This window comes from Shinella zoogloeoides, assembly GCF_022682305.1.
Lineage (GTDB): Bacteria > Pseudomonadota > Alphaproteobacteria > Rhizobiales > Rhizobiaceae > Shinella > Shinella zoogloeoides_B.
Map to the genome: position 1 here is coordinate 284720 of NZ_CP093529.1, position 13902 is coordinate 298621.

At 67.1% G+C, this 13902-nt stretch carries 11 protein-coding genes; 7 read left to right on the top strand and 4 right to left on the bottom strand.

The window, feature by feature from the left end; all coding sequences use genetic code 11:
• Positions 1 to 192 precede the first annotated feature (192 nt).
• The 7 genes from MOE34_RS22810 (at position 193) to MOE34_RS22840 (ending at position 9276) form a co-directional block, all read left to right on the top strand.
• Positions 193 to 852: a TetR/AcrR family transcriptional regulator gene (locus tag MOE34_RS22810; RefSeq protein ID WP_242224358.1), complete on the top strand. Its 660-nt coding sequence runs from the start codon at positions 193 to 195 to the stop codon at positions 850 to 852.
• A 174-nt stretch (positions 853 to 1026) separates the two neighbouring features.
• A complete protein-coding gene (locus tag MOE34_RS22815; RefSeq protein WP_242224924.1) occupies positions 1027 to 2280 on the top strand; it encodes a sarcosine oxidase subunit beta family protein in 1254 nt (417 codons plus the stop codon).
• Between the two features lie 9 nt (positions 2281 to 2289).
• Complete coding sequence (locus tag MOE34_RS22820) at positions 2290 to 2574, top strand: sarcosine oxidase subunit delta (RefSeq protein WP_242224360.1); 285 nt, start codon at positions 2290 to 2292, stop codon at positions 2572 to 2574.
• On the top strand, positions 2555 to 5362 hold the full coding sequence (locus MOE34_RS22825) for a 2Fe-2S iron-sulfur cluster-binding protein (RefSeq protein WP_242224361.1): 2808 nt from the start codon (positions 2555 to 2557) through the stop codon (positions 5360 to 5362). The genes MOE34_RS22820 and MOE34_RS22825 overlap by 20 nt, the downstream gene beginning before the upstream one ends.
• Complete coding sequence (locus MOE34_RS22830) at positions 5355 to 5885, top strand: sarcosine oxidase subunit gamma family protein (protein WP_242224362.1); 531 nt, start codon at positions 5355 to 5357, stop codon at positions 5883 to 5885. The genes MOE34_RS22825 and MOE34_RS22830 overlap by 8 nt, the downstream gene beginning before the upstream one ends.
• Positions 5886 to 5944: 59 nt before the next feature.
• Positions 5945 to 7060, top strand: coding sequence for an ABC transporter substrate-binding protein (locus MOE34_RS22835; protein WP_242224363.1), 1116 nt, complete (start codon positions 5945 to 5947; stop codon positions 7058 to 7060).
• Positions 7061 to 7287: 227 nt separating this feature from the next.
• On the top strand, positions 7288 to 9276 hold the full coding sequence (locus tag MOE34_RS22840; protein WP_242224364.1) for a diguanylate cyclase domain-containing protein: 1989 nt from the start codon (positions 7288 to 7290) through the stop codon (positions 9274 to 9276).
• 18 nt (positions 9277 to 9294) lie between these two features.
• Here the strand turns inward: MOE34_RS22840 and MOE34_RS22845 are convergent, their stop codons facing one another.
• From MOE34_RS22845 to MOE34_RS22860, 4 genes are all read right to left on the bottom strand, one after another.
• A complete protein-coding gene (locus tag MOE34_RS22845) occupies positions 9295 to 10281 on the bottom strand; it encodes a GGDEF domain-containing protein (protein WP_431522457.1) in 987 nt (328 codons plus the stop codon).
• Positions 10282 to 10385: 104 nt separating this feature from the next.
• Positions 10386 to 11297: an ABC transporter permease gene (locus tag MOE34_RS22850; RefSeq protein WP_242224365.1), complete on the bottom strand. Its 912-nt coding sequence runs from the start codon at positions 11295 to 11297 to the stop codon at positions 10386 to 10388.
• On the bottom strand, positions 11294 to 12385 hold the full coding sequence (locus MOE34_RS22855; RefSeq protein ID WP_242224366.1) for an ABC transporter permease: 1092 nt from the start codon (positions 12383 to 12385) through the stop codon (positions 11294 to 11296). The genes MOE34_RS22850 and MOE34_RS22855 overlap by 4 nt, the downstream gene beginning before the upstream one ends.
• Positions 12382 to 13899, bottom strand: a complete 1518-nt coding sequence (locus tag MOE34_RS22860) for an ABC transporter ATP-binding protein (protein WP_242224367.1) — start codon at positions 13897 to 13899, stop codon at positions 12382 to 12384. Before MOE34_RS22860 ends, MOE34_RS22855 begins: the two co-directional genes overlap by 4 nt.
• Between the last annotated feature and the right edge of the window lie 3 nt (positions 13900 to 13902).

A 13902-nucleotide genomic window follows, 5' to 3' on the forward strand; every position in this document is an offset into this window, starting at 1 on the left:
CCGCCTGCAATCGGGACGAGGCATCGAAACCGTCTCGGAGACAATATCGTCCGGGGCCCGGCCTGCAAGGCAGGCCCGGGCGCTACGGGAATAGGGCTGCGCGAGACGGCGGCAAACTTGATATTGCGCCTGCTTTCGGCAAGATGGCGGCCGGGTCAAGGAATGGCGGTGGGTTCGTTCGAAGGAGAGGCGGTGAGCGCTGGATCGGGAAGGGAGAAGCGCGCCGTCGCCGCGCAGGTGGCCGGGCGGATGACACGGGAGGCATGGGTCGAGGCGGGTGTCGCGGCGCTTGTCGAGGAGGGCATCGCCAATGTGAAGATCCAGACCATCGCAAAGCGGCTTGCGGTCTCCCGCTCCAGCTTCTACTGGTTTTTCGCGGATCTGCAGGACCTGCAGAAGGAATTGCTCGCCTATTGGCTTTGCAAGAACACAAGCCCCATCATCGAGCGCGCCCTTCGCCCGGCGTCCACCGTGACGGGGGCGGTGTGCCATATCTTCGAATGCTGGGTGGACCCGGCGCTTTTCGACCCGCGTCTCGATGCGGCGGTCCGTTCCTGGGGGCAGGTGGACACGGCGATACGTCAGGCTGTCGATCAGGCAGATGAGCAGCGTGTCGAGGCGCTGACACGCATGTTCTCGCGCTACGGCTACGCCGCCGAGGAGGCTTTCATCCGCGCGCGGGTCCTCTATTTCACACAGATCGGCCATTACACGCTCGGCATGCGCGACGACCGCGAAATGCGCCTGCGCCTCCTGCGCGCCTATCTTCTCAGCTTCACCGGGCAGCAGGCCCTGGACGACGAGATTGAGGCCTTCGCGGCGCTGATGCGGCGCGTTCAACCCGGCGGTTGACGCTTTCCTTCGCTCTGCCGCAAACTTCTGGACATAAGTGTCCAGAGGCGCTATCGATGATGGCAGACCGGATGCATGGCATCCTTCTTCCTTTCCGGGGTAGCGCATGAAGCAGCACTTGGCCGCGCCGTTCCATCACCGTCCGCCGGCATGCGCGGCGATGGGCGTCCTGCGATGACGCGGCATTATTCCGCTCTTTCGCTCTTCAAGGAGGGGCTTTTCGGCCAGAAGGGCTGGCAGCAGGCCTGGCGCTCGCCCGAGCCGAAGCCGCGCTACGATATCCTGATCATCGGCGGCGGCGGACATGGTCTGGCGACGGCCTATTACCTTGCCAGGACGCACAATATCCGCAACGTCGCGATCATCGAGAAGGGCTGGCTCGGCGGCGGTAATACCGGACGCAACACGACCGTCGTGCGCTCGAACTACTTCTTCCCGGAAAGTACGGCGCTCTACGACATGGCGCTGCGCCTCTACGAGACGCTCGGCCGCGACCTCAACTACAATATCATGCTGTCGCAGCGCGGCATTATCACGCTCGCCCATAGCGAAGCCGAGATGGAGATGGCGGCGCGCACCGTCAACGCGATGCAGATCAACGGCACGGACGCCGAACTGTTCGATATCGAGGACGTGCGGCGGGTCCTGCCGCTGCTGAACGTTTCGCCCGGTGCGCGCTATCCGGTCTTCGGCGGCGTCTGGCAGGGCAGGGCCGGCACGGCGCGGCACGATGCGGTCGCCTGGGGCTATGCCCGCGCCGCCGACCGGCTGGGCGTCGACATCATCCAGTCCTGCGAGGTGGAGGAATTCATCGTCGAGGGCGGGCGGTGCCGTGGCGTGAAGACCAGCCGGGGCGAGATCCGCGCCGAACGGACGGGCATGGTCGTCGCCGGCCATTCCTCGCATCTTGCGGCGAAGGCCGGCTTCTGCCTGCCCATCACCTCCTACGCCCTGCAGGCCTGCGTTTCCGAGCCGGTAAAGCCCGTGCTCGATACCGTCGTCCTGTCGCCCGGCACCGGCACTTATGCCAGCCAGTCGGACAAGGGCGAACTGGTGCTCGGCGGCGCGCTCGACCGGGTGCCTTCCTATGGCCAGCGCGGCAACCTGCCGGTGCTGGAGGATGTCGTCGCGGGTCTCCTCGAAATGTTCCCGAGCTTCCGCCAGCTTCGGCTGATGCGGCAATGGGCCGGCATCGTCGACGTGACGCCCGATTCCTCGCCGATCCTCGGGGAAAGCCCGCTGCCGGGCCTTTTCCTCAATTGCGGCTGGGGAACCGGCGGCTTCAAGGCCATCCCGGCCGGCGGCACGCTGCTCGCCCATCTGCTCGCGACGGGAAACCATCACGATGTCAGCCGCCCCTTCGATCTCGACCGCTTCACGCGCGGCCGGCTGATCGACGAGGCGGCCGGCTCCGGCATCGCGCATTAGGAGGCGTCCATGCAGCTTTTCCCATGCCCCTTCTGCGGACCGAGAAGCGAGAGCGAATTTCATTTCGGCGGCGACGCCGGCAACCATCGCCCGGAAGGTTTTCGCACCGTGACGGATGGCGCGTGGGCCGCCTATCTCTATGAGCGCAACAACCTGCGCGGGGCGGCAAGCGAGATCTGGATGCATATGGCCTGCGGCGAGGTGTTCCGCATGGAGCGGGACACCGTGAACCATCGCGTGGCGGGGACCCTCGCGCTTGGGCAGGGAGGCGGCGATGACGGCATGGCGCACTGACGGCGGCTCGGCGATCGACCGGTCACGGCCGCTTTCCTTCACCTTCGACGGCCGGACGGTCGAGGGCTTTGCCGGCGATACGCTTGCCTCGGCGCTTCTGGCTGGTGGCGTTCGCGTGCTCGGCCGCAGCTTCAAGTATCACCGCCCGCGCGGCCTCTGGGGCGCGGGTGTCGAGGAGCCGAACGCGCTGGTCGATATCGCCGGCGGCATGCCGAACACGCGCGCCACGCTGGCGCTCGCCGCCGATGGCATGGCTGTGCGCAGCGTGAATGCCGAGCCGAGCGCGCAGAAGGATCGCCACGCCTTCCTCGATGTGTTCTCGCGCTTCATTCCGGCCGCCTTCTACTACAAGACCTTCATGTTCCCGGACTGGCACCTTTTTGAGCCACGCATCCGGCAGATGGCGGGCCTCGGGACAGTGGACGTGGCGGCGGGCGGTCCTGCCTTCGCCGAGCAGGTGAACCATCATTGCGACGTGCTGGTGGTCGGCGCGGGGCCTTCAGGCCTTTTGGCCGCACGCACGGCGGCGCGCGCGGGAAAACGCGTCGTGCTCTGCGACGATGGCCGGCAGGTCGGCGGCAGCCTGCTTTTCCGTGAGGCGACCATAGAGGGGCGCCCCGGTGCCGAATGGGCGCGGGAGGTGGCGGCCGAGCTGGAGCAGACCGGTGCCCTGGTGCTGACCGGCACGACGGCCTTCGGCATTTACGATCACCACCTCGTCGGCCTCAGCCAGAAGGTGGAGGGTGACGCGTCGGATCGGTTGTGGCGTGTCCGCGCGGCGTCGATCGTGCTTGCCACGGGCGCCATCGAGCGGCCATTGCCCTTCGGTCACAACGACCTGCCGGGCGTCATGTCCACGGAGGCCGCACTGGTCTATCTCCGTCGTTTCGGTGTCGTCGCGGGCCGCAGGATCGTCGTCGCCACGAACAATGGGCTGGCCTACGAGACGGCGCTGGCGCTCGCGGCGGCCGGCGCCGAGGTGACCGTCGTCGATTATCGCGCTGACGCCCCGTCGCCCGCCGGACTGCGGGTGCTGAAGGGCGTGACCGTCGCGGCCGCGCTCGGCCGTGGGACGGTGACCGGCGTCAGGCTTTCCGACGGTACGGTGATGGAAGCGGATGCGATCCTCGCCTCGGGCGGTTTCACGCCGACGGTGCATCTCTTCTGCCAGGCGCAGGGCAAGCTGGACTGGCGCGACGATATCCTCGCCTTCGTTCCCGGCCGCCCTGTCGATGGCGTCGAGGTGGTGGGCGCGGCGGCGGGGCGGTTCGCGCTTCCGGCCGTGCTTGCCGACGATACGGCGCAGGAGCTCGGCATCGTTGCGGCCTGGCCGAAGCCGGGGGCGCGGGAGCGGGTCTGGATCGACCTGCAGAACGATGTAACGGCCAAGGATGTGGAGCTTGCGGTGCGGGAGAATTTCGTCTCCGTCGAGCACCTGAAGCGCTATACCACGCTCGGCATGGCCACGGATCAGGGCAAGACCTCCAATGTCAACGGTCTGGCGCTGATGGCCGAACTGACGGGCCGGCGCATCCCTGCGGTCGGCACGACGACCTATCGGCCGCCCTTCACGCCGGTTCCCTTCTCCACCTTCGCCGGCGCGCGGTCCGGCACGCGCATGAATCCGCTGCGCCGCCTGCCGCTCGAACGGGAGCATCGCGCTGAGGGTGCCGTTTTCCGCGCCTATGGCGGCTGGCTGCGCCCGGCCTTCTACGGCCCCGGCGTACCGGACGAATGCATCCAGGCGGAGGCGAAGGCCGCACGTGAGGGCGTCGCGCTCTTCGATGGCTCGCCGCTCGGCAAGATCGAGGTCATCGGGCCGGATGCCGCCCAATTCCTCGATTTCATCTATTACAACACCATGTCGACGCTGGCGCCCGGTCGCTGCCGCTACGGCTTCATCCTCACGGAGGCGGGTGTCGTCTATGACGACGGCGTTCTGGTCCGGCTCGACGAGAACCGTTTCGTCGTTTCCTGCTCGTCCTCGCATGTATCGGGCGTGCACGGCCTGCTGGAGGAATGGCGGCAGGACCGTTTCGATCGGCGGCGGGTCTTCATCCACAATGCGACGGCCGAAATGGCGACGCTGACGGTGACCGGCCCGCGGGCAAGGGACCTCATGGAGACGCTCGGCCTCGATCTTCCGCTCGACGATGTGGCCCTGCCGCACATGGCCGTGGTCTGCGGCCTGCTCGATGGCGTGGCGGTGCGGATCGCCCGCGTCAGCTTCACGGGGGATCGATCCTACGAGATTTCCGTGCCGGCCGACAGCGCCGCGGCGGTCTGGGCGCGGTTGCGGCAGGCGGGCAAGGCCTTCGGCGCGACTCTGCTCGGCCTTGAGGCGCTGATGATCCTGCGGGCGGAAAAGGGCTATATCGTTGTCGGCAAGGATACCGACGGCACGAGCCGGCCGATGGATTTCGGCCTGACCGCGCCGCTGGAACGCAAGAAGGTGGAATTCATCGGCCGTCGTTCACTGGTCACGGAAGACGCGGCGCGGCCGGATCGCCGCCAGTTCGTCGGGCTGGAGACGGTCGACGGCCTGGGGCTGCTGCCGACGGGTGCGCATGGCGTGGAGCGGGAAGCGGGCAAGACGCGCAGCACCGGCTACGTCACGTCGAGTTATTTCAGCCCAGCCCTGCAGAGGCCGATCGCGCTGGGATTGATCGAGCGCGGCCTCGCCCGCATGGGCGATATCGTCGAGCTGCAGCATCTGCGTGAGATCAGGCGCGCGCGTATCGTTCCTTCCTGCGCCTTCGATGAGAGCGGGAGCCGCCTTCATGTTTGACCTCGCCCGCAAATGGCAGCCCGAGCCGGATTGGGCCGATGCCTGCCTTGCCGGTCCCACCCTGCAGGTCCGCGCTTTGGGGCATGTCGGACAACGCCTCGTCAGTGGGGATGTGGAGGGCTTCCTCGTCCGCCACGATCTGGGACGGGACATCGGTGCGCTCGGATTGGCCCACGGGGACCGCTATGCGGTACGCGTCGCGCGCGACCGGCTGCTCGCGGTCGGGCTTTCCGCGGTCGAGCTATCCGATGGATGGCATGACGAAGGCCATGCGGTCTCGACTGTCGGTGCGGCCATGCGCGTCTTCGAGGCGAGCGGCGCAGGTGTCCGCGATCTCCTGGCGCGGGCGGTGACGGTCGATCCGGATCACCCCGGCCCTTGCGCCGCCATGCCGTTCGGCGGCGTGATGGCCGTGGTCTATCGGCATGGCGATGCCGGGACCCTGCGCATTCATGTCGACAGGGGGCTTGCCAGCTATCTTTGGGAGTGGTTCGAATGCCAGCCACTCCTGTCGCAGGGGTAGGAATGTCATTCTGGAAGGAGCGACCCGCGCTGTTGCGGGCACAAAAGGGAGTTGAGGATATGAGACGCATTCTGATCATCGGCACGGCGCTTGGCCTGCTCATGGGCACGGCGGCGCGCGCGGAGGACCTGACCTTCGCCGTGGCCGGCCCGCTGACGGGGCCGCTCGCCACGATCGGCGACCAGTTCAAGCAGGGCGCGCAGGCTGCCGCCGACGCCATCAACGCCAAGGGCGGCGTGATGGGCCGCCAGATCAAGCTGCAGTTCGAAGACGACCAGTGCGATCCGAAGCAGGCTGTGTCGGTCGCCAACCGCATCGCCGCCGCCGGCATCAAGTTCGTCGATGGCCATGCCTGCTCCGGCTCGAGCATCCCGGCCTCGGCGGTCTATGCCGAAAACGGCACGCTGATGATGAGCCCCGCCTCCTCGAACCCGGTCATGACGGACGATGCGGCCGCCAAGGGCTGGACGAACATCATGCGCCTCTATACCCGCGACGATGCGCAGGGCGCCTTCATCGGCCCATGGATCGCCAAGGAATATGCCGGCAAGAACGTCGCCGTCCTGCACGACAAGACGGCCTACGGCCAGGGCGTCGCCGACGCGGTGCGCTCCACGATGAATGCCAGCGGCCTCAAGGAAGTCCTCGCCGAAGGCATCAACGCCGGCGAGAAGGACTACAACGCGCTCGTGACGAAGCTGAAGGACGCCAAGGTCGACGTCGTCTATTTCGGCGGCTATCACCCGGAAGCCGGCCTCATGCTGCGCCAGGCGGCCGAACAGGGCTACAAGTTCCAGCTCATCATGCCCGATTCCATCGCCTCGCCGGAATTCTGGCAGGTCGCCGGCCCGGCCGGCGAAGGCACGCTGTTCGTCTTCCCCTCCGACCCGCAGGCAAAGCCCGAGGCGAAGGAAGCGGTCGAGAAGATTTCCGCCGGCGGCTTCAAGCCGGAAGGCTTCACGCTCTTCTCCTATGCCGTGATCCAGGCCTTCGCCCAGGGCGTCGAGCGAGCCGGCTCGGACGATCCGACCGAAGTCGCCAAGGCGCTGAAGAACGGCCAGCCCATCGACACCGTCGTCGGCACGGTCACCTTCGACGAGAAGGGCGATCTGAAGAACGCCAGCTACGACATCAACCGCTGGAGCAATGGCACCTACGCTCCGATCGCCAAGTAAGAGCGCAAGGCAACGCGACTATGGAAGGCCCGGCTGGTTGCCGGGCCTTCTTCATGCAGACGTGCCAGCGCGATCGCGGCCCTTCCGTAATGTCCGTTGGCCAAGCGCCGGAAAGGTCAATAAATCCTGAACGCCGCCCATCGGAATTGTCTTCCGCACGCCGCGCTTTCCTTAAGTATTTCTGGATATAAGAGGTGAAGTCGTCCATCGTTGAGGAACCTTGCAACGTGTCGTCGCGGATCGACGCCGGAAGGCGGGCAGGGCTGAACATTTATCTGCTGGCGTTGGCGCTCGCCTGCCTCGTTCCGGTGGTCGCGGTCTCCGGCTTTGCAGCCTGGCGCACCGGCGCGGCATACAAGAGCACCGCCGCCACGCGCCTCAGCGATACCGCCCTGACGCTGGCGAGCGCCATGGAGGCCGACATCGAGGGTCGATACACGGCCCTCAGCACCTTTGCCGCGCTCTGGCCGCTGACGACGCAGACGGGCGAACTCGTCCTGCGATCGAGCCGCTTCGAGGGCATCGGTCTCGACGGCGAGGTCGAGATCGTCGAATGGGACCACGGCATGCCGAGAGGCGTGCACAGGGCGCCGGTGCTCGACGTGGCGATGCAGGCGATCAGCCGGGACATGCCGGCCATATCCAACCTCGTGCCCGGACGCACCGCCGCCGACCACCGGATTTTCCTTGCGCTGCCCGAAGGCGACGGCCGGCAGCGCGCGGTGGTGCTGGCAATCTCCCCCACCCAGTTGATCCGTACCCTTCAGCAGCGAAACGAGGCGCTCGGCAGCATCCTCGTCGCCGTGACGGATGGAAACGGGCGGATCGTCGCGCGCTCTCACGATCCCGAGCGCGCTATCGGCAAGCGGGCGCCCGATTGGGAGAAGCTGGAAGCGCTGGGCACCGATAGCGGCTGGTTCGAAGCCAGGACGACCGAAGGGCAAAGCATCATCCTTGCCTTCGAGAAGCTCCAGAGCACACCCGGCTGGACGCTGGTCGTCGGGGAACCCCTCGATGTTTTCAATGCCCGCTGGCAGGATCCGCTGCTCGGCCTGATCCTGGGCGCGCTCTTTGCGGTCGCTCTTGCAACCGTCGCGGCCATATTGATCGGCCGGCTCATCCTGCGCCCCGTGCGCGCGCTGGCGGCGCACAGTATGGCGATAGCGGAAGGGCAGCAGCCCGTCGGCCTCTCCGCCATCCCGTCTTCGTCCGTCCGTGAGTTCGAAACCCTGCGCCTGAGCGTCGAGGCCGCCGAACGAACCATGCGGGAAGAGGATCGCCTTATCCGCACCGTGGCGCAGGCCGGCGCGCTCATGCTGTGGCGCTGGACGGAGAGCGACGGCCTCATCTGGGTCGAGGGCTGGGAGAAGCTGACCGGCATGCCGGACGGCGAAGCCCTCAAGGGCGGCTGGCTGGACCGCGTGCACGCCGACGATCGCCAGCGGGTACTCGATGTGGCGGGCAGGCAGGTGGAGAAGCGGGCGCTGGTCGACGTCGAATTCCGGGTGTTCGTGGATGGCGGCCGCTGGCTGTGGGTGCGCGGCAGGGGTGGTCCGGTCTTCGACGACAGCGGCAAGGTGCTTCAATGGGCGGGCGTTCTGGAGGATATCGATGCGAGAAAGCAGGCGGAGGCGCAGATCGCCCATATGGCGCACCATGACGCCCTGACCGGTCTCGGCAACCGAATCCTGCTGCGCTCCCGTCTGGAACAGGCGATCGCGGAGGCTGCCTCCGGACAGGTCAGCGCTATCCTCAGCATGGACCTCGACCGGTTCAAGCAGGTCAACGACACATTGGGGCACCCCGTCGGCGACGCGCTGCTGTGCGCCGTTGCCGGGCGGCTGCGGGCCACGACCCGGGAGAGCGATCTCGTCGCGCGCATCGGCGGCGATGAGTTCGCCATTATCCAGACCGGCGCCCCGCAGCCGGAATCGGCGGCGGCGCTCGCGCACCGGCTGGTCGAGGCGGTCGGTGCGCCCTACGAAATCGACGGCCACGTCGTCGAGATCGGCACCAGCATCGGCATCACCTTCATCGCTACGGCGGATATCGATGCGGACGAATATCTCAGCCGGGCGGACAAGGCCCTCTACTATGCCAAGCAGGACGGCCGCGGCCGGGCGACCCTCTACGAGGAGGGGCACATGACGGACGAAATCAACCGCCTGCTCGCGAAGTTCGACAAGCTGAAGCGGCGCCACCAGGACGCCGCCTGAGAGGTCCGGTACGCCACGCTATTCGGACGAGGACGCGATGGTCGCGCCGAGGCTGCGGTGGGGCTGGACCTCGATACTGATCTGGTCGCGCCCGCGCATCTTGGCGGCGTAGAGCGCAAGGTCCGCCCGGCGGTAGACGTCGCCGGGGTCGTCGCTCCGCGCGATCCAGGCGAGGCCGGCGGAGAAGGTGTAGCGGAAGCTCGCCTGCTCGGAAACGGGCCGGGAATGGCGTACGGCCACCAGCATGCGCTGCACGATGGTCTCCGCATCCGCCATCGTCGTGGCCGGCAGGATGAGCATGAATTCCTCGCCGCCAACGCGGCCGAGTATGTCCGTCTTGCGTACATGGCGCTGGATGGTGATGGCGAAGTCCTTCAGCACTGCATCCCCGACGCCATGGCCGAAGCGATCGTTGATGTATTTGAAATTGTCGATATCGAGGACCGCAAGGCAGCCGACATCCCCATCGGCCTCGCCGGGGGAGCCGACGAGTTCGCCGAGCTTGCCCATCACGTAGCGGCGGCTGGGAAGTCCGGTCAGTTCGTCGGTCTGGGAGGCCTTGATTGCGAAGTCGCGATCCTGCCGCAGCGCGCGCTCGTCCGCCCGGATGGAGCTTATGTCGCTGGCGACGCAGAGCATCCAGCCGTCCGGCTGCATCGTCTCGGTCATCCAGAGCCAGCGGCCGTCGTGCAGGTCGGTCTCGAAGGCGCGGAAGCCGTTCTTGCCGCGGCGCGCCTGCGTCGAGCGCAGCCAGGACTCGAAATCCGCCGCCGCGATGACCGTGCCCTGGCGGGCGTGATAGTTGCGGCGCATGAGGTCGGACCAGAGTAGGTCCTCCCCGTCCGATACGAACCAGGCGGCGCGAAAGGCCCGGTTGGCAAACCGCAGGCGATCTTCCGGGTCGAAGACCGCCACGAAGTTACCGGCATGTTCCATCAGCCGCGCCAGTTGCAGCGTCATTTCGGTAGCAGCCAAGACATCATGTCCCCAGGGTGATTCCTGCATGAAATCTAGGTGTGTTCGCTGAACAAAACGTTAGAGCGGTTTTCCTCGCCGGACGGGTCTTGTCCGGGAACGGCACATTTTCGGATGTTCGGGGAGGCCTCGTCTCAGCGCTCGAAGGGTTCTCCCAGCGAGGCGACGCCGTTGAGCTTCAGGAGGCGGCGGTCGGCGGAGATAATGCCGAGCACGAGGATCGTCACGAGGTAGGGCAGACTGGAAAGAAGCTGCGAGGGCAGGTTCAGGCCGGCGGCCTGCGCGGCGAGGCTCATCAGCGACACCGCGCCGAAGAGGCAGGCGCCGAGGAAGACGCGGCCGGTGAGCCAGGTGCCGAAGACGACGAGCGCGATGGCGATCCAGCCTCGGCCTGCGATCATGCCGTCGGCCCACATCGGGGTGTAGACCGAGGCGGCATAGGCGCCGGCGAAGCCCGCCATCATGCCGCCGAAGGCGACGGCGGCGACGCGCACGGCGATTACCGGATAGCCGACCGCATGCGCGGCCTTCGGGTTCTCGCCGACGGCGCGGATGACGAGGCCGGTGCGGGTGAAGGCGAAGGTGGCCCAGACGGCGAGTGTGGCCAGCAGCGACAGCCATACCACGATATCCTGCACGAAGAGGCCGCCGATGACCGGCAGGTCGGCGAGGCCTGGAATGGCGATCTTCCCGATGCCCTTGATCGTCAGGCTCTCGTAGCTCTTGCCGAAGAGGGCCGCGAGGCCCTGGCCGAGAATGCCGATGGCAAGGCCCGTCGCCACCTGGTTGGCGCGGAAGCCGAGTGTGATGAAGGCGAAGACCAGTGCGAGCAGCGCGCTGCTGACTCCGGCCGCGACGAAGCCGAGGACATGACCGCCACCGTGGTAGACGATGACGAAGGCGACGACCGCGCCGAGCGCCATCAGCCCCTCGACGCCGAGATTGAGCACGCCGGCGCGCTCCACGACCAGTTCGCCGAGCGCGGCGAGCAGGAAGGGCGTGGCGGCCGCCAGCATGCCGGCCAGGATGAATTCGACGGCGCTCATGGGGTGCTCCGCGCCGCGGCGTGCGGCCATTCGAGGCGATAGCGCACGAAGGCCACGGCCACCAGATAGGCGAGCAGCAGGCTGCCCTGGAAGACGCGGACGGCGGCGATCGGCAGGTTGGCCGAGACCATTGCATTGTCGCCGCCGATATAGATCGCCGCCATCACCAGCGAGGAGACGATGATGCCGATGGGATGCAGGCCGCCGAGATAGGCGACGATGATCGCCGCGTAGCCGTAGCCGGTGGAGATGGAGCGCTGGAGCTGGCCGAGGGGACCTGCGACCTCTGCCGCGCCCGCAAGGCCCGCCGCAAAGCCGCCGATCAGCAGCGACAGCCAGATCGCCCCGCCTTCGCTGAAGCCGGCATAGCCGGCCGCGCGCGGCGCAAGCCCACCCACCTGCAGCTTGTAGCCCATGAAGCTCTTCTGCATGAAGACCCAGGCGGCAAGCGCCAGGGCGAGCGCGATGAGCAGCGAGACGTTGACCCGCGTGCCGGGGAAGAGCGTCGGCACGATGGCGTCGTACTGGAACATCACCGACTGCGGGAAGTTGAAGCCGGCGGGGTCCTTCCATGGGCCGAGCAGCAGGTAGTAGAGAAGCTGTGCGGCAACGAGGCTGAGCATCAGCGAGACCAGGATCTCGTTGGCGTTGAGCCGGACGCGCCAGAAGGCGGTGATCGAGGCCCAGAGCGCGCCGCCGAGCGCGCCGAGCAGCAGCATGGAAGGCCAGATCCAGCCGCCCGTCGCCTGCGGGAACCAGACCGGAATGGCGGAGGCGAAGATCGCGCCGAGGATGAACTGGCCTTCGGCACCGATATTGAACACCTTGGCGCGGAAACCGATGGCGAGGCCCTGCGCGATGAGCAGCAGCGGCCCGGTCTTCAGCAGCACTTCCGAGAACGAGGACCAGGAAAGGAAAGGCTCCAGCAGCATGGCGTGGACGACGGCGACAGGATCGCGGCCCATCAGCATGTAGAGACCGAGATTGAGCGCTATGGCGACGGCGAGCGCCAGCGGCGGCGCGAGCAGCGTCGCCTTCAGCGAGGCGCGCTGGCGGCGCACGAGGGTGGGCAGGAAGCGCGGGCTCATGCTGTCGCCTTTTCCGGCCTTGCGCCGATCATGTAGCGGCCGATTTCCTCCACCCTGGTGTCGCGCTTCACGAGCGGCGGGCTGAGGCGGCCGTGATAGAGGACCTGGATGGTATCGGCGACTTCGAACAGTTCTTCCAGCTCCTCGGAAATGACGAGGATCGCCATGCCGGCATTGCGCAGCGCCACCAGCCGGCGGCGGATGGCCGAGGCTGCGCCGATATCGACGCCCCAGGTCGGCTGCGCGACGAAGAGTAGCTTGGGCGCCAGCATGATCTCGCGGCCGACGATGAATTTCTGCAGGTTGCCGCCGGAGAGCGCACCGGCCTCGGCCTCAGGGCCGGGCGTGCGCACGTCGTAGTCGCGGATGCAGGCATTGGCGAAGGCCGTCGCCTGCGCCCTGTCCACGAGGCCGTGCTTCAGGAGCTTCAGCGGATGGGCGGTGAGAAGGCCGTTCAGCACCAGCGACATTTCGGGCACGGCGCCGCGGCCGAGCCGGTCCTCGGGCACAAAGGCGAAGCCGCGCTCGCGGCGGGCGGCCGGACCGAACGCGCCGACATCCTCGCCCATCATGCGGACGCGGCCGGCCTCGGCCCGCGCCAGCCGGGTTTCGCCGGAAATCAGCGCGGCAAGCTCGCTCTGCCCGTTACCGGAGACGCCGGCAATGCCGACAATCTCGCCCGCGCGCACCGTGAGGTTGATATCGGAAAGGGTGACGGCGAAAGGATCGTCCGGCGTGTGACTGAGGCCGTCGATCTCGAGCTGCTTCGCCCCGCCGGCCATCGGCTCGGCAGGCATCGGCTCGGGCATGTCGCGGCCGATCATCATGCGGGCGAGGTCGTGGGCGTCGTGTTCGCGCGGGTCGATATTGCCGGTGACGCGGCCGGCGCGCAGGATCGTCGCCCGGTCGCAGATCGCCCGGATCTCCTCCAGCTTGTGCGAGATGAAGAGGATGGAGACGCCGCCGTCGCGCAGGCGCCGGAGCGTATCGAAAAGCTTGTCGACGAGCTGCGGCGGCAGAACCGAGGTCGGCTCGTCGAGGATCAGCAGTTTCGGATCGGTCATGAGGCAGCGGATGATCTCCACCCGCTGCCGCTCGCCGACCGACAAGGCATGGACATGGGCGAGCGGATCGACCTCAAGCCCGAAATCCTGGCCGAGTGCACGGATGCGCTCGACGAGGTCGGCCTTGCGGCCCGGCATGACGAGCTGGATGTTCTCCACCACCGTCAGGGTCTCGAACAGCGAGAAGTGCTGGAAGACCATGCCGATGCCGCGCCGCCGGGCCTCGGCGGGCGAGGCGAGGGCGAGCGTGTCGCCCTGCCAGAGGACGGTGCCTTCGTCCGGTTGCTCGACGCCGTAGATCAGCTTCATCAGCGTCGACTTGCCCGCCCCGTTCTCTCCGAGGATCGCATGGATCGACCGGTCGGCCACGTCCAGGTCGATCTCCTGGTTGGCCTTGATCGGCCCGTAGCTCTTCGAAATGCCGCGAAGCGACAGGAGGGACTGCAACATGGA

Coding starts and splice junctions, on each gene's coding strand:
- MOE34_RS22860 (WP_242224367.1), bottom strand. CDS start 13,899: ATGTTGCAGTCCCTCCTGTCGCTTCGCGGCATTTCGAAGAGCTACGGG.
- MOE34_RS22835 (WP_242224363.1), top strand. CDS start 5,945: ATGAGACGCATTCTGATCATCGGCACGGCGCTTGGCCTGCTCATGGGC.
- MOE34_RS22850 (WP_242224365.1), bottom strand. CDS start 11,297: ATGAGCGCCGTCGAATTCATCCTGGCCGGCATGCTGGCGGCCGCCACG.
- MOE34_RS22815 (WP_242224924.1), top strand. CDS start 1,027: ATGACGCGGCATTATTCCGCTCTTTCGCTCTTCAAGGAGGGGCTTTTC.
- MOE34_RS22845 (WP_431522457.1), bottom strand. CDS start 10,281: ATGCAGGAATCACCCTGGGGACATGATGTCTTGGCTGCTACCGAAATG.
- MOE34_RS22825 (WP_242224361.1), top strand. CDS start 2,555: ATGACGGCATGGCGCACTGACGGCGGCTCGGCGATCGACCGGTCACGG.
- MOE34_RS22855 (WP_242224366.1), bottom strand. CDS start 12,385: ATGAGCCCGCGCTTCCTGCCCACCCTCGTGCGCCGCCAGCGCGCCTCG.
- MOE34_RS22830 (WP_242224362.1), top strand. CDS start 5,355: ATGTTTGACCTCGCCCGCAAATGGCAGCCCGAGCCGGATTGGGCCGAT.
- MOE34_RS22820 (WP_242224360.1), top strand. CDS start 2,290: ATGCAGCTTTTCCCATGCCCCTTCTGCGGACCGAGAAGCGAGAGCGAA.